16 protein-coding genes are annotated in these 17,850 nt (G+C 73.2%); 3 read left to right on the forward strand and 13 right to left on the reverse strand.

Annotated elements, in window-relative coordinates; genetic code table 11:
• Positions 1 to 48 precede the first annotated feature (48 nt).
• The 6 genes from tsaE to glmS all read right to left on the reverse strand — a co-directional run bounded on the left by tsaE (position 49) and on the right by glmS (position 6,869).
• Positions 49 to 585 carry a tRNA (adenosine(37)-N6)-threonylcarbamoyltransferase complex ATPase subunit type 1 TsaE gene (gene tsaE, locus ACH4K4_RS20255; RefSeq protein ID WP_398168927.1) on the reverse strand — a complete coding sequence of 179 codons (537 nt, stop codon included), beginning with the start codon at positions 583 to 585 and terminating at the stop codon, positions 49 to 51.
• Positions 586 to 650: 65 nt separating this feature from the next.
• Positions 651 to 1,895: an alpha/beta fold hydrolase gene (locus tag ACH4K4_RS20260; RefSeq protein ID WP_398168929.1), complete on the reverse strand. Its 1,245-nt coding sequence runs from the start codon at positions 1,893 to 1,895 to the stop codon at positions 651 to 653.
• Entirely contained in the window at positions 1,892 to 3,052 is a 1,161-nt protein-coding gene (alr, locus tag ACH4K4_RS20265) for an alanine racemase (RefSeq protein ID WP_398168930.1), read from the reverse strand. The genes ACH4K4_RS20260 and alr overlap by 4 nt, the downstream gene beginning before the upstream one ends.
• 109 nt (positions 3,053 to 3,161) lie before the next feature.
• Positions 3,162 to 4,589, reverse strand: a complete 1,428-nt coding sequence (locus tag ACH4K4_RS20270) for an NAD(P)H-hydrate dehydratase (RefSeq protein WP_398168932.1) — start codon at positions 4,587 to 4,589, stop codon at positions 3,162 to 3,164.
• Between the two features lie 67 nt (positions 4,590 to 4,656).
• Complete coding sequence (locus ACH4K4_RS20275; RefSeq protein ID WP_398168933.1) at positions 4,657 to 5,025, reverse strand: holo-ACP synthase; 369 nt, start codon at positions 5,023 to 5,025, stop codon at positions 4,657 to 4,659.
• Complete coding sequence (gene glmS, locus ACH4K4_RS20280) at positions 5,022 to 6,869, reverse strand: glutamine--fructose-6-phosphate transaminase (isomerizing) (protein WP_398168935.1); 1,848 nt, start codon at positions 6,867 to 6,869, stop codon at positions 5,022 to 5,024. Before glmS ends, ACH4K4_RS20275 begins: the two co-directional genes overlap by 4 nt.
• Positions 6,870 to 7,024: 155 nt before the next feature.
• Between glmS and coaA the strand changes: the two genes are divergently transcribed.
• A complete protein-coding gene (gene coaA / locus ACH4K4_RS20285) occupies positions 7,025 to 8,023 on the forward strand; it encodes a type I pantothenate kinase (protein WP_398168936.1) in 999 nt (332 codons plus the stop codon).
• A 51-nt stretch (positions 8,024 to 8,074) separates the two neighbouring features.
• Positions 8,075 to 9,007 carry a DUF389 domain-containing protein gene (locus ACH4K4_RS20290; protein ID WP_398168938.1) on the forward strand — a complete coding sequence of 311 codons (933 nt, stop codon included), beginning with the start codon at positions 8,075 to 8,077 and terminating at the stop codon, positions 9,005 to 9,007.
• A gap of 37 nt (positions 9,008 to 9,044) precedes the next feature.
• Here ACH4K4_RS20290 and ACH4K4_RS20295 read toward each other — a convergent pair whose 3' ends face one another.
• The 6 genes from ACH4K4_RS20295 to ACH4K4_RS20320 form a co-directional block, all read right to left on the reverse strand.
• Positions 9,045 to 10,187, reverse strand: a complete 1,143-nt coding sequence (locus ACH4K4_RS20295) for a serine hydrolase domain-containing protein (protein ID WP_398168940.1) — start codon at positions 10,185 to 10,187, stop codon at positions 9,045 to 9,047.
• A 178-nt stretch (positions 10,188 to 10,365) separates the two neighbouring features.
• Positions 10,366 to 11,724 (reverse strand): phosphoglucosamine mutase, encoded by a 1,359-nt coding sequence (glmM, locus tag ACH4K4_RS20300; RefSeq protein WP_398168941.1) that lies wholly within the window; start codon positions 11,722 to 11,724, stop codon positions 10,366 to 10,368.
• 142 nt (positions 11,725 to 11,866) lie between these two features.
• Complete coding sequence (gene rpsI / locus ACH4K4_RS20305; RefSeq protein ID WP_030016969.1) at positions 11,867 to 12,373, reverse strand: 30S ribosomal protein S9; 507 nt, start codon at positions 12,371 to 12,373, stop codon at positions 11,867 to 11,869.
• A 41-nt stretch (positions 12,374 to 12,414) separates the two neighbouring features.
• Positions 12,415 to 12,858, reverse strand: a complete 444-nt coding sequence (gene rplM, locus ACH4K4_RS20310) for a 50S ribosomal protein L13 (protein ID WP_073768941.1) — start codon at positions 12,856 to 12,858, stop codon at positions 12,415 to 12,417.
• A gap of 205 nt (positions 12,859 to 13,063) precedes the next feature.
• Complete coding sequence (locus ACH4K4_RS20315; protein ID WP_398168942.1) at positions 13,064 to 14,311, reverse strand: glycosyltransferase family 87 protein; 1,248 nt, start codon at positions 14,309 to 14,311, stop codon at positions 13,064 to 13,066.
• Between the two features lie 100 nt (positions 14,312 to 14,411).
• A complete protein-coding gene (locus ACH4K4_RS20320; RefSeq protein WP_398168944.1) occupies positions 14,412 to 16,031 on the reverse strand; it encodes an ABC-F family ATP-binding cassette domain-containing protein in 1,620 nt (539 codons plus the stop codon).
• 57 nt (positions 16,032 to 16,088) lie between these two features.
• Here ACH4K4_RS20320 and ACH4K4_RS20325 point away from each other — a divergent pair, with 57 nt between their 5' ends.
• Positions 16,089 to 16,910 (forward strand): hypothetical protein, encoded by an 822-nt coding sequence (locus tag ACH4K4_RS20325; RefSeq protein WP_398168945.1) that lies wholly within the window; start codon positions 16,089 to 16,091, stop codon positions 16,908 to 16,910.
• A 25-nt stretch (positions 16,911 to 16,935) separates the two neighbouring features.
• Here ACH4K4_RS20325 and truA read toward each other — a convergent pair whose 3' ends face one another.
• Entirely contained in the window at positions 16,936 to 17,787 is an 852-nt protein-coding gene (truA, locus tag ACH4K4_RS20330) for a tRNA pseudouridine(38-40) synthase TruA (RefSeq protein ID WP_398168946.1), read from the reverse strand.
• Between the last annotated feature and the right edge of the window lie 63 nt (positions 17,788 to 17,850).

The raw sequence follows: 17,850 nt of genomic DNA on the forward strand, positions 1-17,850 counted from the left end.
ACATCTTCCCGACGGCTTGTCGGAAACTACGGGGCAACCGGCGGGGAGCTAGGACGCCGCCAGCGCCGTCAGGTCCGCGGCCGCCCAGCGCGCGCCGACGCCGCGGACCGCGACCTCGCGTACGTCGTCCACGTCCGCCGCCTCGTCGCCGGCGGCCAGGCCCGGGGCGTCCGCGCCCACGGCGCGCTCGATGACGACGTGCAGCCGGTCCTCGGACAGCTCCTCGACCTTGCCGTCGCCCCACTCCACGACCACCACCGACTCGGGCAGCGACACGTCGAGGTCCAGGTCCTCCATCTCGTCGAGCCCGCCGCCGAGCCGGTACGCGTCCACGTGCACCAGCGCCGGGCCGCCGGTCAGCGGCGGGTGCACCCGCGCGATCACGAACGTCGGCGAGGTCACCGCGCCGCGCACGCCGAGGCCCTCGCCCAGCCCGCGGGTGAGCGTCGTCTTGCCCGCTCCCAGCTCCCCGGTCAGCAGCACCAGGTCCCCCGGCCGCAGCAGCCCGGCCAGCCTGCGGCCCAACTCCTGCATCTGCGCGGGCGACTTGACGGTTACGTGCACGGATGTCTCGGTGGCGCTCATGCGCCGATGGTACGGCGCACCCCGTCGGCATTCCGAACCCGCCCGCGAGCCGCGGGAGCCGCCCGCTACGCCCGCGCCGAGCGTGCCCCGGCCGCCGTCGCCGCGGCCCGTTCGATCAGCGCCTCCAGGTGGCCGGTGACCACCTCGGGGCGCTCCAGCATCACCAGGTGGCCCGCGCCCGCCTCGCACCGCGACTCGGCGGCCGGCAGCAGCCCGGCGATGGTGTCGCTGTGGTCGGACGGGGTGATCAGGTCCCGGTCGCCGGCCAGCACCAGCGCCGGCACGGTGTCGAAGGCGGCCAGCGCCTCGGTCTTGTCGTGCACGGCGAAGGCCGGGAAGAACTCGGCGACCACGTCGATCGGCGTCGCCTCGATCATCCGTTCCGCGAACCGCGCCACCCCCGGGTCCACCTCTTTCGGCGTACCGAACGAGTAGCGCTTGACCAGCCCGGCGAAGAGGTCGGCGGTCGCCCGCCGGCCCTTCTCGACCAGCTCGCTCTGCGCGCCCAGTGCCTTGAGCACGCCCGGCGCCAGGCGGTGGAACGCCTTGACGCCCAGGGACGGCAGACCGAAGGCGACCTCGCTCAGCCGTCCTGCCGAGGTGCCGATCAGCGCGACGCCGACGACCCGCTCCGCCACGTACTCGGGGAACTGGTCGGCCAGCGCCATCACCGTCATGCCGCCCATGGAGTGCCCGACCAGCACGATCGGCCCTTCGGGCACGGTGGCGTCCAGCACCGCCTTCAGATCCCGGCCCAGCAGGTCGATGGTGACCCGCTCGGAGCCGTCGCGCTGGGCCCTGCCGCGCTCCGAGCGGCCGTGGCTGCGCTGGTCCCAGTGGACGCTGCGCACCGCGCCGCGCAGGGCCGCGCGCTGGAAGTGCCAGGAGTCCTGGTTGAGGCAGTAGCCGTGGCTGAAGACGACCGTGGGCGCTTCGGAGCGGCGCCCCGGCATTCCCAGCAGCCGCTTACGGCGCGCACCGCCGCCCTTGCCGCCCCCCGGCTCGTCGATCTCGTAGTACAGCTCGGTGCCGTCCTCGGCCGGCGTCGTGCCCGGCGTGCCGCGCAGCGTCCCGTAGGGGCCCGCCGAGTCCAGCGCGAGCCGCGCCCTGCGCCGCATGCCCCGGCCGACCGTGAGCCGTTCTATGGCCACGCCCGCCGCGGCACCCGCCGCCACCACTCCGATGGCGGCGCCCGCGATGCCCGCGTGCCGTCCCGCCCGTGTCCAGCTGCCGACCGCCGTGGCCGCTTCCGCGGCCGCGTCCACCGCGTCGATCGCGGTGTCGGCGGCCGCCCCCGTCCTGTCGCTCATGTACCGCTCCCCGTGTCCGCGCGCTCGTCAACATAGACGCGTGGCACCCGGGTACCGATCCGCGTGACGATTTCGTACCCGATGGTTCCCGTCGCACGCGCCCAGTCCTCGGCGGTCGGCTCGCCCCGGTCGCCCGGGCCGAACAGCACAGCCACGTCTCCCACCTGGGCCGGGTCCCCGCCAAGATCGACCACAAACTGATCCATCGCGATTCTTCCGGCGACCGTCCGCCATTTGCCCGCAACCAGTACCGGTCCGCTGCCCGACGCATGCCGGGGGATGCCGTCGGCGTAGCCGAGCGGGACGAGGGCGAGCGTGGTGTCGCCGGACGTCGTGTAGTGGTGCCCGTACGAGACGCCGTGGCCGCCCGGCACCCGTTTGACCGACGCGAGCGACGCCTCCAGCGTCATCACCGGCCGCAGCCCGTAGTCCTCCGGCACGCCCATTTCGGGGCTGGGCGAGACGCCGTAGACGCCGATCCCGGCGCGGACCAGGTCGAAGTGCGCCTGGGGGAGGCTGAGCAGCGCCGGGGTGTTGGCGTGGTGGTACACCTCGGGGTCCAGACCCGCGCGCTCGGCCACCGCACGCGCCTCGGCGAAGACCGCGAGCTGGGCGTCGATGGAGGGGTGGCCCGGCTCGTCGGCGCAGGCGAAGTGCGACCAGACGCCGGTGACCCGGACCGCGCCCTCGGCCTCCGCCGCGCGCGCCGCGGCGACCAGCTCGGGCCAGTCGGCGGGCTGGCAGCCGCTGCGGCCCAGGCCCGTGTCCACCTTGAGCTGGACACGGGCGGTACGGCCGCACGCCCGCGCCGCGTCCGCGACCTCGCGCAGCGCCCACATGGCGCTGACCGACACGTCGACGTCCTCCTCGACCGCCTGCCGCCAGGGCCCGCCCGGCGTCCACAGCCAGCACATCAGCCGGCCGGTGTCGCCCGCGGCGCGCAGCGCGAACGCCTCCTCGGGAAGGGCGGTGCCCAGCCATGACGCCCCGGCCTCCCGCGCGGCGCGGCCGCACCGCACCGCGCCGTGGCCGTAGCCGTCGGACTTCACCACGGCCATCAGCTCGGCCCGGGGCGCGCGGGCCCGCAGCGCGCGCACGTTGGAGCGCACCGCGGCGAGGTCGATGGCCGCGCGGGCGCGCATGGCTGTCTGGTTCATCCGCCCAGTGTCTCAGGACGGATGATCGGGCCGGCGGGGTATGTGCGCCGGGTGTTACCGGTGGGGCGGCGAGGTGCCGGGCGTCGCCCGGTGGCGGGGGCTTCTCCTCTCAGTACCGGCCCACTTCCCGCCACGCCTCCCCCAGCGCCCCCGCCACGTCCGTCGCCAGGATCGGCGCGCCGTCCGGGGTGGCCGCCAGCCGGGCGGCGAGGCCGTGCAGGTACGCGCCGACGGCGGCCGCGTCGCGCGCGGGCAGGCCGGTGGCCAGGAGCGAGCCGGTGAGGCCGGACAGCACGTCGCCGCTGCCTGCCGTGGCCAGCCAGCCCGTGCCGGTGGGGTTGGCGCGTACCGGGCCGCCCGCCGCGTCGGCGACGAGGGTCGCGGAGCCCTTCAGGAGCGCCGTGGCGCCGTACCGCCCGGCCAGCTCCCGTACGGAGCGCAGGCGGGCCGCCTCGACCTCCGTACGGTCGGCGCCGAGCAGCGCGGCGGCCTCCCCCGCGTGCGGCGTCAGCAGGGTGGGCGCGTCCCGGTCCCGTACCCGCGCGGGGTCCAGGAAGCGCAGCCCGTCGGCGTCCACCAGGACCGGCACGGCGGAGTCGAGGACGTCCGCCATGGCGCCGGAGTCGTCGCCGATGCCGGGGCCGATCACCCACGCCTGGACCCGGCCCGCCTTCGACGGCGGCCCCGCGTGCACCAGCGTCTCCGGGAACTCGGCGAGGACCGCGTCGGCGGCCGGGCCGACGTACCGTACGGCCCCGGCGCCGCCCCGCAGCGCCCCCGCGACCGCGAGCACCGCGGCGCCCGGATAGCGCGCGGAGCCCGCCACCACGCCCACCACGCCGCGCCGGTACTTGTCGCTCTCCGCCGAGGGGCGCGGCAGCAGGTCCGCCACGTCGGCGTACTGCAACGCCTCGGCCTCAGGGGCGGCGGGCAGCTCCAGGCCGATGTCCACCAGCCGCAGCGCGCCCGCGTACTCGCGCGCCGGGTCGACGAACAGCCCCGGCTTGTACGCGCCGAAGGTCACCGTCGCGTCGGCGCGCACCGCCTCGCCCGGCACCTCGCCGGTGTCCGCGTCCACCCCGCTCGGCAGGTCGACGGAGACCACCACGGCCTGCCGCGCGGCCTCGGCCAGCCGGGCCGCCTCCGGGCGCAGCCCGCCCTTGCCGCCGATGCCGACGATGCCGTCCACGACGAGGTCGGCGCGCGCGATGTCGGCCAGGGCGTCGCCGGACACCCGGCCGCCGGCCGCCCGCAGCGCCGCCAGGCCGCCCGCGTGGGCCCGGTCGGGCGACAGCAGGACGGCGCGTACGCCCGCGCCGCGCCGCGCCAGCCTGGCGCCCGCGTACAGCGCGTCGCCGCCGTTGTCGCCGCTGCCCACGAGCAGCACGACCCGGGACCCGTACACCCGTCCCAGCAGGTCCGCGCAGGCCACCGCCAGTCCGGCCGCGGCCCGCTGCATCAGGGCCCCCTCGGGAAGCCGCGCCATCAGGTCCCGCTCGGCCGCCCGCACGACGTCCACGCTGAATGCAGTCCTCATGACCCCAGTCTCACCCCGGGCGGCAACAACATTCCTCCGGCTCGCCCGGCGCAGTCACGGGCGCCGCTCAGCCCTCCGCGACCACCACCGCCGAGGCCACCCCCGCGTCGTGACTGAGCGACACGTGCCACGAGCGGACGCCGAGTCGTGCCGCCCGCGCCGCGACCGTCCCGCTGATCTTGAGTATCGGCTGCCCGGTCTCCAGCACCGCCACCTCCGCGTCCGTCCACCGCAGCCCGCCGGGCGCGCCCAGCGCCTTGGCCACCGCCTCCTTGGCCGCGAACCGCGCCGCGAGCGACGCGACACCCCGCCGCTCGCCGCTCGGCAGCGTCAGCTCCGCCTCGACGAACAGCCGGCCCGCCATCTCCGGCGTCCGTTCCAGCGCCGCCGCGAAGCGGTCGATCTCGGCGACGTCGATCCCCACCCCGATGATCATTCGACCGTCACCGACTTGGCGAGGTTGCGCGGCTGGTCGACCTCGTTGCCGCGCGCGGTGGCCAGTTCGCAGGCGAAGACCTGGAGCGGCACCGTGGAGACCAGCGGCTGGAGCAGGGTGGGCGTGCGCGGGATGCGCACGATGTGGTCCGCGTACGGGACGACCGTCTCGTCGCCCTCCTCCGCGATCACGATCGTGCGCGCGCCCCTGGCCCGGATCTCCTGGATGTTCGAGACGATCTTGTCGTGCAGGACGGACCGCCCGCGCGGCGACGGCACCACCACGACGACCGGCACGCCCTCCTCGATCAAGGCGATCGGACCGTGCTTCAGCTCGCCCGCCGCGAAGCCCTCCGCGTGCATGTACGCGAGTTCCTTGAGCTTCAGCGCGCCCTCCAGGGCGACCGGGTAGCCCACGTGCCGCCCCAGGAACAGCACCGTGTTCTGGTCCGAGAGGCCGCGCGCCAGCTCCCGCACCGGCTCCATCGTGCCCAGGACCTGGTCGACCTGGGTGCCGATCTCGGCCAGCTCGCGCACCACGGCCCGGATCTCGTCGCCCCACTTGGTGCCCCGCACCTGGCCCAGGTACAGCGCGAGCAGATAGCAGGCCACCAGCTGCGTCAGGAACGCCTTGGTCGAGGCGACCGCCACCTCGGGGCCCGCGTGGGTGTACAGCACGGCGTCCGACTCGCGCGGGATCGTCGAGCCGTTGGTGTTGCAGACCGCGAGCACCTTCGCGCCCTGCTCGCGGGCGTGCCGCACCGCCATCAGCGTGTCCATCGTCTCGCCGGACTGCGAGATGGCGACGACCAGCGTGCGCGGGTCCAGGATCGGGTCCCGGTAGCGGAACTCGCTCGCCAGCTCCACTTCGCAGGGGATGCGCGTCCAGTGCTCGATGGCGTACTTGGCGATCATCCCGGCGTGGAAGGCCGTGCCGCAGGCCACTATCACCACCTTCGTGGCCTCGCGCAGCACCGATACGGGGATGCGCACCTCGTCCAGCGAGAGCACCCCGGAGGCGTCCACCCGGCCCAGCAGTGTGTCGGCGACGGCCTTCGGCTGCTCGGCGATCTCCTTGAGCATGAAGTAGTCGTAGCCGCCCTTCTCGGCGGCCGACGCGTCCCAGTCCACGTGGTAGTGCCGCACCTCCCCCGGCGCGCCGTCGAAGCCGGTGACCGTCACCCCGTCCCTGCGCACCTCCACCACCTGGTCCTGCCCCAGTTCGACGGCCTCGCGGGTGTACGCGATGAACGCCGCCACGTCCGAGGCCAGGAACGCCTCGTCCTCGCCCACGCCCACCACCAGCGGGGAGTTGCGGCGGGCGCCCACCACCACGTCCGGCGCGTCCGCGTGCACCGCCACCAGCGTGAACGCGCCCTCCAGCCGGCGGCACACCTGGCGCATCGCCTCGGCCAGGTCCCCGCAGGAGGAGAAGTCCTCCGCGAGCAGGTGCCCGACGACCTCCGTGTCCGTCTCGGAGGCCAACGTGTGACCGCGCTCGGCCAGTTCGGCGCGCAGGGCCGCGAAGTTCTCGATGATGCCGTTGTGGACGACGGCGACCCGCCCGGCGTTGTCCAGGTGCGGATGGGCGTTGGCGTCGGTCGGCCCGCCGTGCGTGGCCCACCGGGTGTGCCCGACACCGGTCGCGCCGGCCGGCAGCGGACGGTCGGCCAGTTCCTTCTCCAGGTTGGCGAGTTTGCCCGCCTTCTTGGCCGCCGCCAGCCCCCCGTCGGCCAGCACGGCCACCCCGGCCGAGTCGTAGCCGCGGTACTCCAGCCGCTTCAACCCGGCGAGAACGACGTCCAGGGCGGACCGGCCGCCCACGTAACCCACGATTCCGCACATGGGGGCAGCCTACGGGCCCGGCCGATCAATGCCCCTGCGCCATCCGGTCAACGGCGCCGCCGTGCCGGGCCCGCGCGGCGGCGCGACACGCGGCCCCGGCGGCCACAACCCCACCCCGGGGTGAGCCGGCCGCCGTGCCTGCGGACAATGGGCGCGTGCCCCTCACGACAGAGCCGACCGAGTCGCAGCACCGCCGCCGCGCCGAGCGCACGCCGTACGTCGACCTGACGCGCGCCGAGTGGAGCGCCCTGCGGGAGAAGACTCCGCTGCCGCTGACCGCCGAGGAGGTCGAGCGGCTGCGCGGCCTGGGCGACGTCATCGACCTGGACGAGGTCCGCGACGTCTACCTTCCGCTGTCCCGCCTGCTCAACCTGTACGTGGGCGCTTCCAGCAACCTGCGCGGCGCCCTGAACACCTTCCTCGGCGACGCGGGCGGCGGCCACGGCGCGCAGCCCGGCACCCCGTTCGTCATAGGGGTCGCGGGCAGCGTGGCGGTCGGCAAGTCCACCACGGCGCGGCTCCTCCAGGCGCTGCTGGCCCGCTGGCCCGAGCACCCGCGCGTCGAGCTGGTCACCACCGACGGCTTCCTGTTCCCCAACGCCGAGCTGCACCGCCGCGGCCTGATGTCGCGCAAGGGCTTCCCCGAGTCGTACGACCGCCGGGCGCTGACCCGCTTCGTGGCCGATGTGAAGTCGGGGAAGTCCGAGGTCAGCGCCCCGGTCTACTCCCACCTGATCTACGACATCGTGCCGGGCGAACGGCTGACCGTGCACCGGCCCGACATCCTGATCGTCGAGGGCCTGAACGTCCTGCAGCCCGCCCTGCCGGGCAAGGACGGCCGCACCCGGCTCGGCCTCGCCGACTTCTTCGACTTCTCGGTGTACGTGGACGCCCGCACCGAGGACATCGAGCGCTGGTACCTGGGACGCTTCCGCAAGCTGCGCGAGACCGCGTTCCAGAATCCGTTCTCGTACTTCCGCAAGTACACGCAGGTTTCCGAGGAAGAGGCCCTGGACTACGCCAGGATGATCTGGCGCACCGTCAACAAGCCCAACCTCGAACAGAACGTCGCGCCGACCCGCGGCCGCGCGAACCTGGTGCTGCGCAAGGGCCCCGACCACAAGGTGCAGCGGCTCTCGCTGCGCAAGCTCTGACGGAAGCGGGCACCATCACCGCCGCCGCCTGCCGCCCGCTAGGAGTACGCCGTGCTGCACCTGCGCCTGATCGTCCCCGCCGACCGTACGGACGCCGTGCTGCACCTGGTGGAGAACACCGTCGGCACCACCCACCTGGCCGTGCTGAGCGGCGCCGCGCGCGACCCGCGGGGCGACGTGATCCTGTGCGACGTGGCCCGCGAGGCAGGTGACGGCCTGCTGAACGAGCTGCGGGCGCTCGGCATCGACCGGGACGGCGCCATCGCCGTCGAGAACATCGACCTGTCCCTGTCCGCCCGCGCGGACCGGGCGGAGCGGGACGCGCCCGGCGAGGGCGCGGACGCCGTGCTGTGGGAGTCGCTGACCGACGCCACCCACGAGGAGTCCACGCTCTCCTTCACCTATCTGGCGTTCCTCACGCTCGCCACGATGATCGCGGCCTGCGGCGTGGTGCTGGACAACGCGATCCTGATCGTCGGCGCGATGGCCGTCGGCCCGGAGTTCGGCCCGCTGGCCGGCGTCTGCACGGCCCTGGTGCGCCGCGCGCCCCGGCTGGCCTGGCGCTCCCTGCTGGCCCTGGTCGTGGGCTTCGCGGTGGCGATGGTGGTGACCGCGGGGTTCAGCCTCGTCATGGACGCGGCGGGGCTCTTCAAGGAGAGCCAGGTCGAGGGGGCACGCCCCAACACGTCGTTCATCTGGCAGCCGGACCCGATGTCCTTCGTCGTGGCCCTGCTCGCCGGAGCCGCCGGGACGCTGTCCCTGACCTCGGCGAAGTCCGGTGCCCTGGTCGGCGTGGCGATCTCGGTCACCACCGTCCCGGCCGCCGCGAACGCCGCCGTCGCCTTCGGCTACGGCTCGTACCGGCAGGCGTGGGGCTCCACGGAACAGCTTCTGCTGAACCTCGTCGGCATCGTCGTCGCCGGCACGCTGACGCTGCTGGCCCAGAAGGCGTTCTGGGCCGGCAGGAAGCGCGTACGCGGCTGACGCGTCGGCCGCCGGGAAGAGCGGCCCGAACCGGCCGTCAGCGGTTGAAGGCCGGCAGGCCGAAGCGCTGTACGAGCGCGAAGCCGTCCTCGCGGGCGCTCTTGCTGTTCACCGAGTACACCAGGGTGCGGGACAGGTCGCGGGTGGCGGCGAGCACCGTGTGGTAGCCGGGCCGGGAGCCCGTCTTGCCCCAGATCTCCTTGCCGCCGACGACGAACCGCTGGAGCCCCGCACCGTACGTCGCCCCCTTGATGCCCGGGACGGTGAACATCTCCTTGAGCTGCGGATCGGGCACCACGCGCCCGGAGAACAGGGCGACGAGGAAGCGCTCCAGGTCGGCGGTGGTGGAGATCATGTCGCCGGCCGCCCACCGGTCGGACATGTTCCATTCGGTGACATCGGCGGTCCGGCCGCCGACGACGGCGTAGCCGCGGTTGTGCGGGCCGTGGACGCGCGGGTCGGCCCCCGCGGGAAAGCCGGTGTGCCGCATACCGAGCGGCCGGAAGATCCGCGCCTGGGCCTGGTGCGCGTACGCGTCGCCCGTCACCTTCTCGATCAGCAGACCGAGGACGGTGTAGTCGATGTTCTGGTAGACCTGCCGCGTTCCCGGGGTGAAGGCCGGTCCCTTGGCGACGGCGGTGGCGACCACCCGTTCCGGGGACAGCGTCCGGAACCGGTTCGCGTACATCTCCTCCGTGGTATTGCCCAGGTTGGCCCCCGGCCGCAGACCACTGGTGTAGGTCAGCAGGTGCCGTACGGTGGGCGGCTCGGTGAACGAGGCGGGGAGCAGGCCGGGCAGGTACCGGGAGACCGGCGCGTCCAGGTCCACCGTGCCCTCGGCGGCGAGCTGGAGGACGATCGCGGCGGTCACCACCTTGGTGGTCGAGCCCGCGCGAAAGCGCGCGTGCTCCAGGGCCGGGGCACCGGTCCGCAGGTCCCGCACTCCCGCGGTCCCGGTCCAGCTGCCCTTCCCGCCGACCCGTATCAGCGCCGCCGAGGTGTCCGCGTCCGGCACGCCCGCGAGGACCTTGCGAAGAGCCTCGGTGTCGGGGCCGGTGGCGGGCCGGTGCACCGGTGCCGGGGCGGCGGCGGGTGCGGCGGCGAAGGCCGGGGCGGCGAGCGCTACGGGACCGAGCCCGGCGAGCAGGGCGGCGACGGCGATACGCAGACGGGGCTTCACGGGTGCGGCTCCTTGGGCGGAGGTGGCGTCGGGCCTCTCCCGACCTGCCTCATCCTGGCGATCACACCGCTCCGGCGGATCCTCACAGCCGACGAGACACGCCCCGGGGCCGGGGCGGGGATCACCCCTAAGGGGGCCCCGGGGCGCCCCGCACTCCGGGCGCCCCTTGGACTTCCGGCTAGCCCAGCGCCGACTTCACGACATCCGCCAGGCGGCCGGCCACGGCCCCCGCCTGCTCGATGTCGGCGGCCTCGACCATGACCCGGACCAGCGGCTCGGTGCCCGAGGGACGCAGCAGCACCCGCCCGGTGGCGCCCAGCTCGCGCTCCGCCTCCGCCACGGCCGAGGTGACCTCGGGCGACGTAGCGACCCGGGTCTTGTCCACGTCCGGCACGTTGACCAGCACCTGCGGCAGGCGGTCCATGACGCGGACCAGCTCGCCCAGCGGGCGGCCCGTCGCCGCGACGCGCGCGGCCAGCATGAGGCCGGTGAGCGTGCCGTCGCCGGTCGTCGCGTGGTCCAGCGCGATCACGTGCCCGGACTGCTCGCCGCCGAGCGCGTAGCCCCCGGCCTTCATCTCCTCCAGGACGTACCGGTCGCCGACCGCCGTCTGGACGAAGGTCAGGCCCTCGCGCTCCATGGCCAGCTTGAAGCCCAGGTTGGACATGACGGTCGCCACGACGGTGTTCTTGCGCAGCGTGCCGGCCTCGCGCATGCCCAGGGCCAGGACGGCGAGGATCTGGTCGCCGTCGATCTCGTTGCCCTCGCGGTCCACCGCCAGGCAGCGGTCCGCGTCGCCGTCGTGCGCGACACCCAGGTCGGCGCCGTGCTCGACGACGGCGGCGCGCAGGTTGCCGATGTGCGTGGAGCCGCAGTCGTCGTTGATGTTCAGGCCGTCGGGGTCGGTGCCGATGGTGACGACCTCGGCGCCGGCCCGGGCGAACGCCTCGGGGGAGACGCGGGACGCCGCGCCGTGCGCGCCGTCGATGACGACCTTCAGGCCGTCGAGTCGGTTGGGGAGGACTCCCACCAGGTGGGCGACGTAATTGTCGAAGCCCTGGTCGTAGTCCTTGACGCGGCCCACGCCGGCGCCGGTCGGCCGCTCCCACGGCTCGCCGGAGCTGTGCGACCGGTAGGTGCGCTCGATGCGGTCCTCCAGCTCGTCGGCGAGCTTGTGGCCGCCGCGGGCGAAGAACTTGATGCCGTTGTCGGGCATCGGGTTGTGGCTGGCGGAGAGCATCACGCCCAGGTCGGCGCCGAGGGACCCGGTCAGGTACGCCACGGCCGGGGTGGGCAGCACACCGACCCGCAGGACGTCCACGCCCGCACTGGCCAGGCCCGCGACGACGGCGGCCTCCAGGAACTCCCCCGACGCTCTCGGATCGCGCCCGACCACGGCCACCGGCCGGTGGCCCTCAAACGTGCCTGCCTCCGCAAGCACGTGCGCCGCCGCGACCGACAGACCGAGCGCCAGCTCCGCCGTGAGATCCGCGTTGGCGACACCGCGCACACCGTCCGTGCCGAAGAGTCGTCCCACTGGTGTCCTCCGAGTTGATGTACTTGGACCAGAACATTGCGTCCAGGTATACGCCGCTGGTCCCGGATAGCCGAACGCCCCGGCAGCACGGATGGTGCCACCGGGGCGTTCGCCAAGAGCTGCGCGAGCAGCCAAGCGGCAATTAGCGCTTGCTGTACTGCGGCGCCTTGCGGGCCTTCTTCAGACCGGCCTTCTTGCGCTCGACCGCACGGTCGTCGCGCTTGAGGAAGCCGGCCTTCTTCAGCGGGCCGCGGTTGTTGTCCTCGTCCGCCTCGTTCAGCGCACGGGCCACGCCCAGGCGCAGCGCGCCGGCCTGGCCGGAGATGCCGCCGCCGGAGATGCGGGCCACCACGTCGTAGCGGTTGTCGAGTTCGAGCACCTTGAAGGGCTCGTTGACTTCCTGCTGGTGCACCTTGTTCGGGAAGTAACCCTCAAGAGTACGACCGTTGATCTTCCACTGGCCGGAGCCGGGGATGATCCGCACGCGGGCGATGGCGTTCTTGCGACGGCCCAGGCCGGCGGCCGGCTGCGGGTCGCCGAAGCGCGAGGCGAGCGACTCGGAGGTGTACTCACCCTCCAGCGGAACCTCGGTCTCGGTGGTGTACTCCTCGACCTCGTCCAGCGGGGTCTCGGGGGTGGTCTCAGCCACGATTCTCCTCAGATTCTCTTCGTCTTAGGGGGTGGCCGGACTTACTGCGCGACCTGGGTGATCTCGAACGGGACCGGCTGCTGGGCAGCGTGCGGGTGCTCGGCACCCGCGTAGACCTTCAGCTTCGAGAGCATCTGACGGCCCAGGGTGTTCTTGGGAAGCATGCCCTTGATGGCCTTCTCGACGGCCTTCTCGGGGTTCTTGTCGAGGAGCTCGTCGTAGCGCACCGAGCGCAGACCGCCCGGGAAGCCGGAGTGGCGGTAGGCCATCTTCTGGCTGCGCTTGTTGCCGGACAGGTGCACCTTGTCGGCGTTGACGATGATGACGAAGTCACCGGTGTCGACGTGCGGCGCGTACACCGGCTTGTGCTTGCCCCTCAGGAGGGACGCGGCCTGGGAGGCCAGACGGCCCAGGACAACGTCCTGCGCGTCAATGATGTGCCACTGGCGCTGGACATCGCCGGGCTTGGGGCTGAACGTACGCACGGTTAGCCTTCGCTTCTTCAGTGAATAGGGTCCTGTACTGGTCACCTCGGTCGATCTCCAGCACTGGCGGCACCACGGGTGACGCAACCCGGGTTCCTGCCGCTGGTCATCGGCCCGGTGGACCGGCGTAAGGGCCCCTCACGTGAGATAGAGCAAGCCAATACGCATAACGAACTGGCAGAATACCGGGCCGCCCCCAGCCGGGTCAAAACACGTCCCGAACCGGCGTGCGATCCGCGCTCCCGGGCCCCGCGGGCATGATAGCCACCACCTCCGGCACACGCGGCCGTACACACGTCCACGCCAGCACCACCGCCACGGTGCACAGCATCACCGTGTCCTTGAAGGCCCGCCGGTGCAGCCCCTCCAGATGCGGCCAGGGCAGCCCGCCGACCTGCGGCACCAGGGCGACCCAGAACCACACCGCGCGGGGCACCGAACCCGGCAGGACAACGGAGGCCGCCAGCGGCGGCAACACCACCAGCAGGTAGTGGTCGAAGGACGGCCGGGACACCAGGAAGGCCGCGAGCATCAGCATCGCGGCGGTCTCGACCAGCCGCAGCGCCCCCTCGTCGCCGCGCCGCCACCGCAGCCACGCGCACCCGGTCCCGGCCACCGCCGCCACCGCCGCCACTCCGTACGCAGCGGTCTCCGGTACGCCCAGCCGGGTCAGGATCATGCCGGGCGAGGCGTCGAAGGGGCGCGCGAAGCCGTCCTGCCCGTGCAGCAGGAACGGCAGCGTACGGGTGAAGAACATGCCCGGCCGCGGCATCACCAGCGCCGCCAGCACGGACGCCCCGGCCGGGACCGCCACCGCCACCGCCAGGGCCCGCCACCGCCGCGCGAGCACCAGCAGCAGGAGCAGCGGCGCCAGCAGCGGCTTGAGGGCCAGCGCGAGGCCGAGGACCGCGCCCGCGGCGACCCACCGGGAGCGCAGCGCCAGCAGCAGCACCAGGGGCAGCGCCACCACGGAGGCCAGCGTCCAGTTCCCGATGTTCACGACGTTGCGGAACGGCTCGAAGAACGCCAGGGCCGCCACGCCGAGCACCGCCAGCCGGCTCCGTACGGGAATCCGGAAGATCCGCAGCGAGACGAGCCAGCCCAATAGCACCAGCCCCACGCCCGCCACCGGCACCAGCAGCCGCAGCGCCCCGGCCGGCAGCAGCGCCTCGGGCACCGCGGCCAGCACCGCGCTCGGCAGGTACAGGAACCGCTTGTCGGCGTACGGGGCCTCGCCGTCCAGCAGCGCCCGCGCCGCCTTCACGACGAAGTCGTTGTCCATGCCGACGGTGGGGCTGCGCCGGTGGACGTGGAAGACCACCGCCACCATCAGCGCGGAGGCGGCCGCCCACAGGGGCCACGGCGCCCGCCCGAGCAGCCATCCGGCGGCCGGGGAACCCTCCGCGTCCGCGGTCCCTTCCTCGCCCGTCGCGCCCGCTTTGTCCGCGTTCATGGCTCAATCTAAGAGCCGCCACCCCACGGCCCACCACCGGACGTGCCCCGCCTGGCGGACCAGGCGGGACGGAGAGGGGGCGGGAGGGGCGGGAGTAGAACTACCGCTTCCGCTCCACCCGGCGCTCGTCCCACACCGGCTCCGCCGTCTCCCGCACCCGCCCGTCCGAGCCGAAGACCAGGAACCGGTCGAAGGACCGCGCGAACCACCGGTCGTGCGTCACCGCCAGCACCGTCCCCTCGTACGCCTCCAGCCCCTCCTGCAACGCCTCGGCGCTCTCCAGGTCGAGGTTGTCGGTGGGCTCGTCCAGCAGCAGGGCGGTGGTCCCCGCCAGCTCCAGCAGCAGGATCTGGAAGCGCGCCTGCTGGCCGCCCGACAGCCGGTCGAAGCGCTGCTCGGCCTGGCGCTCCAGCTCGTACCTGCGCAGGGCGCTCATCGCCTTGCCCCGGTCTTTCGCGTGTTCCGTCCACAGGATGTCCAGCAGCGTGCGGCCCTCCAGCTCCGGGTGAGCATGCGTTTGCGCGAAGTGGCCGGGTACGACGCGGGCGCCCAGCTTCCAGGCCCCCGTGTGCGCCACGTCCTCCCCCGCGAGCAACCGCAGGAAGTGCGACTTGCCGGAGCCGTTCGACCCCAGCACCGCGACCCGCTCCCCGTAGAAAACCTCCAGGTCGAAGGGCTTCATCAGGCCGGTCAGCTCAAGGTTCTCGCAGGTCACCGCCCGTACGCCGGTACGGCCGCCCTTGAGCCGCATGGTGATCTCCTGCTCGCGCGGCGGCTCCGGCGGCGGCCCCGCCTCCTCGAACTTGCGCAGCCGGGTCTGCGCGGCGTGGTACCGGGTGGCCAGCTCATGGCTGATCTCCGCGGCCTGCCGCAGGCTGCGCACCAGCTTCTTCAGCTGCTCGTGCTTCTCGTCCCAGCGCCGCCGCAGCTCCTCGAAGCGGGCGAAGCGCTCCTTGCGCGCCTCGTGGTACGTGGCGAAGCCGCCGCCGTGCACCCACACGTCCGAGCCGGCGGGCCCCGGCTCGACACTGACGATCTTCTCGGCGGAGCGGGCCAGCAGCTCCCGGTCGTGGCTGACGAACAGCACCGTCTTCTTCGTCTCGCGCAGCCGCTCCTCCAGCCAGCGCTTGCCCGGCACGTCCAGGTAGTTGTCCGGCTCGTCGAGCAGCAGCACCTCGTCGGTGCCGCGCAGCAGCGACTCCAGGACCAGCCGCTTCTGCTCGCCGCCGCTGAGTGTGCGCACCTGGCGCCACTGCGCCTGCTCGTACGGGACGCCCAGCGCGGCCATCGTGCACATGTCCCAGACCGTCTCGGCCTCGTACCCGCGCGCCTCGGCCCAGTCGCTGAGCGCCTGCGCGTACTGCATCTGCGCGGCCTCGTCGTCCACCGTCATCACGGCATGCTCGGCCGCGTCCACGGCCGCCGCCGCTTCCCTGATCCGCGGCTGCGCCACCGAGACCAGCAGGTCCCGCACGGTCCGCTCATCTCTCACCGAGCCCACGAACTGCGGCATCACCCCCAGCCCGCCACTGACCTTCACCGCGCCGCCGTGCGGCCGCAGCTCCCCCGAGATCAGCCGCAGCAGCGTCGTCTTGCCCGCCCCGTTGGCGCCGACCAGGGCCACCGCGGCGCCCTCGCCGACCCTGAAGGACACATCGCCCAACAGCACCCGCCCGTCCGGCAGGTAGTACTCCAGATGTCCGGCCTCCACGTGTCCCATAGCCCCGGATTGTCGCCGCCCGCACCGCGTTCCACCAACCGGTTTAGGATGCGCGGCATGAGCTTTGGGCAAGGTGGGCCGTACGGCCCCGGGGGACCGGACTCCTCGACTCCTGACTGGGACGCGCTCGCAGACGAGAGCGAGGCACGCAGCAGACGCCGCCGCTGGCTGTACATCGGCGGCGGCGCGCTGGCGACCCTCGCGGTGGCGGGCATCGTCGCCACCGCCGTGATCACCAGCAACAAGGGCGGCGACCTTCCGCACCCCGTGACACTGCCGACCGAGTCCGCAGCCCCCAAGCCGTCGTTCTCCGAGGTCTCCGTACCACCGCCGCCGAACCCGCGCGACTACATCACCGACCCCAAGAAGGACACCGCGCCCCTCACCCCCGAGAACCTCTTCCCGGACCAGGCCATGGTCGTCGGCAAGCGCTCCTACCCCCGTACGAGCACCGCCGCCACCGGCGACTGCACCGCCGGCACCCAGGGCGCCCTCGGCTCCGTGCTCAAGCACAACGGCTGCAAGCAGCTGCTGCGCGCCACGTACTCCAAGGACGGCGTCGCGGTCACCGTCGGCGTCGCGGTCTTCGACTCCAAGGCCGCCGCCTTCAAGGTCAAGGACGCCAACAAGGCCAACCTCGCCCCGCTGGCCGGCGGCGGCGTCGGGTCCTTCTGCCAGGGCGCGCCCTGCACCATGTACACCAACGCCACCGGCCGCTACGCCTACTTCACGATCGCCGGCAACCTCGACGGGTCGGCCGTCACCAAGGCGTCCACCAAGGCCCTGCAGATCGCGCGCGACGGCGGCCAGTACGCGTACGGGCGCATCTGGCAGCGCGGCACGGACCAGGCGGCGAAGGCCGCCCAGGCCCAGTCCTGACACCCGCGCCCCGCCACGGGGCGGCTCAGCAGCAGCCGCCCCCCGGCAGGGTCCGCTTGTTGCGCGCCTCCTTGTTGCGGGCCATGAGCAGGTCGTCCGCCGGGTAGCCGACCTCTTCCAGCGTCAGCCCGTGCGGCCGCACCACGTGCACCGCCGAGTCCCGCACCCCGGCCGCCAGCACCTTCCCCGGCCACTCCACCGGCCGGTGCCCGTCCCCCACGAACAGCAGCGCACCGACCAGCGAGCGCACCATGTTGTGGCAGAAGGCGTCCGCCTTGACGGTCGCGGTGATGATCCCGTCCCCGTCCCGCACCCAGCTCAGCTCCTGCAACGTGCGGATCGTCGTCGCCCCCTCGCGCCGCTTGCAGTACGCCGCGAAGTCGTGCTCCCCCAGCAACGCCTGCGACGCCGCGTTCATCGCGTCCACGTCCAGGTCCCAGTCGTGCCACAGCACATGGCCGCGCAGCAGCGGGTCCACACCGCCCGGGTGGTCGGTCACCCGGTAGGCGTACCGCCGCCAGACCGCCGAGAACCGCGCGTTGAACCCGTACGGCGCCTCGGCCACCCGCCACACCCGTACGTCCTTCGGCAGCCGCCCCGCCAGCCGCCGCAGCAGCTTGTCCGCGTGCTCCGCCCACAGCTCGGCGGGCAGGTCCACGTGCGCCACCTGCCCGCGCGCGTGCACACCGGCGTCCGTCCGCCCCGCCACGGTCAGCTCGTACGTCTCCGCCGACCGCGTCACCGTCCGCAGCGCGGTCTCCAGCTCCTCCTGGACCGTGCGCCGCGACCGCTGCTTCGCCCAACCCGAGAAGTCCTTCCCGTCGTAGGAAAGGTCCAGCCGCGCCCGTACGAACCCGGGCTCCACTTCATCGCTCACGCGAGCATCCTCTCAAGCGGAACGGGCCCGCCCCCCTGAGGGGAGCGGGCCCGTTCTAGGTCC

This window comes from Streptomyces sp. NPDC017529, assembly GCF_044329785.1.
Classification (GTDB): domain Bacteria; phylum Actinomycetota; class Actinomycetes; order Streptomycetales; family Streptomycetaceae; genus Streptomyces.

What these genes read in the sequence shown, in the direction of transcription:
- ACH4K4_RS20315 (WP_398168942.1), bottom strand. Translation starts at nt 14,311, where the DNA reads ATGAACGCGGACAAAGCGGGCGCGACGGGCGAGGAAGGGACCGCGGAC.
- alr (WP_398168930.1), bottom strand. Translation starts at nt 3,052, where the DNA reads ATGAACCAGACAGCCATGCGCGCCCGCGCGGCCATCGACCTCGCCGCG.
- ACH4K4_RS20260 (WP_398168929.1), bottom strand. Translation starts at nt 1,895, where the DNA reads ATGAGCGACAGGACGGGGGCGGCCGCCGACACCGCGATCGACGCGGTG.
- ACH4K4_RS20320 (WP_398168944.1), bottom strand. Translation starts at nt 16,031, where the DNA reads ATGGGACACGTGGAGGCCGGACATCTGGAGTACTACCTGCCGGACGGG.
- ACH4K4_RS20270 (WP_398168932.1), bottom strand. Translation starts at nt 4,589, where the DNA reads ATGAGGACTGCATTCAGCGTGGACGTCGTGCGGGCGGCCGAGCGGGAC.
- ACH4K4_RS20275 (WP_398168933.1), bottom strand. Translation starts at nt 5,025, where the DNA reads ATGATCATCGGGGTGGGGATCGACGTCGCCGAGATCGACCGCTTCGCG.
- glmS (WP_398168935.1), bottom strand. Translation starts at nt 6,869, where the DNA reads ATGTGCGGAATCGTGGGTTACGTGGGCGGCCGGTCCGCCCTGGACGTC.
- ACH4K4_RS20325 (WP_398168945.1), top strand. Translation starts at nt 16,089, where the DNA reads ATGAGCTTTGGGCAAGGTGGGCCGTACGGCCCCGGGGGACCGGACTCC.
- tsaE (WP_398168927.1), bottom strand. Translation starts at nt 585, where the DNA reads ATGAGCGCCACCGAGACATCCGTGCACGTAACCGTCAAGTCGCCCGCG.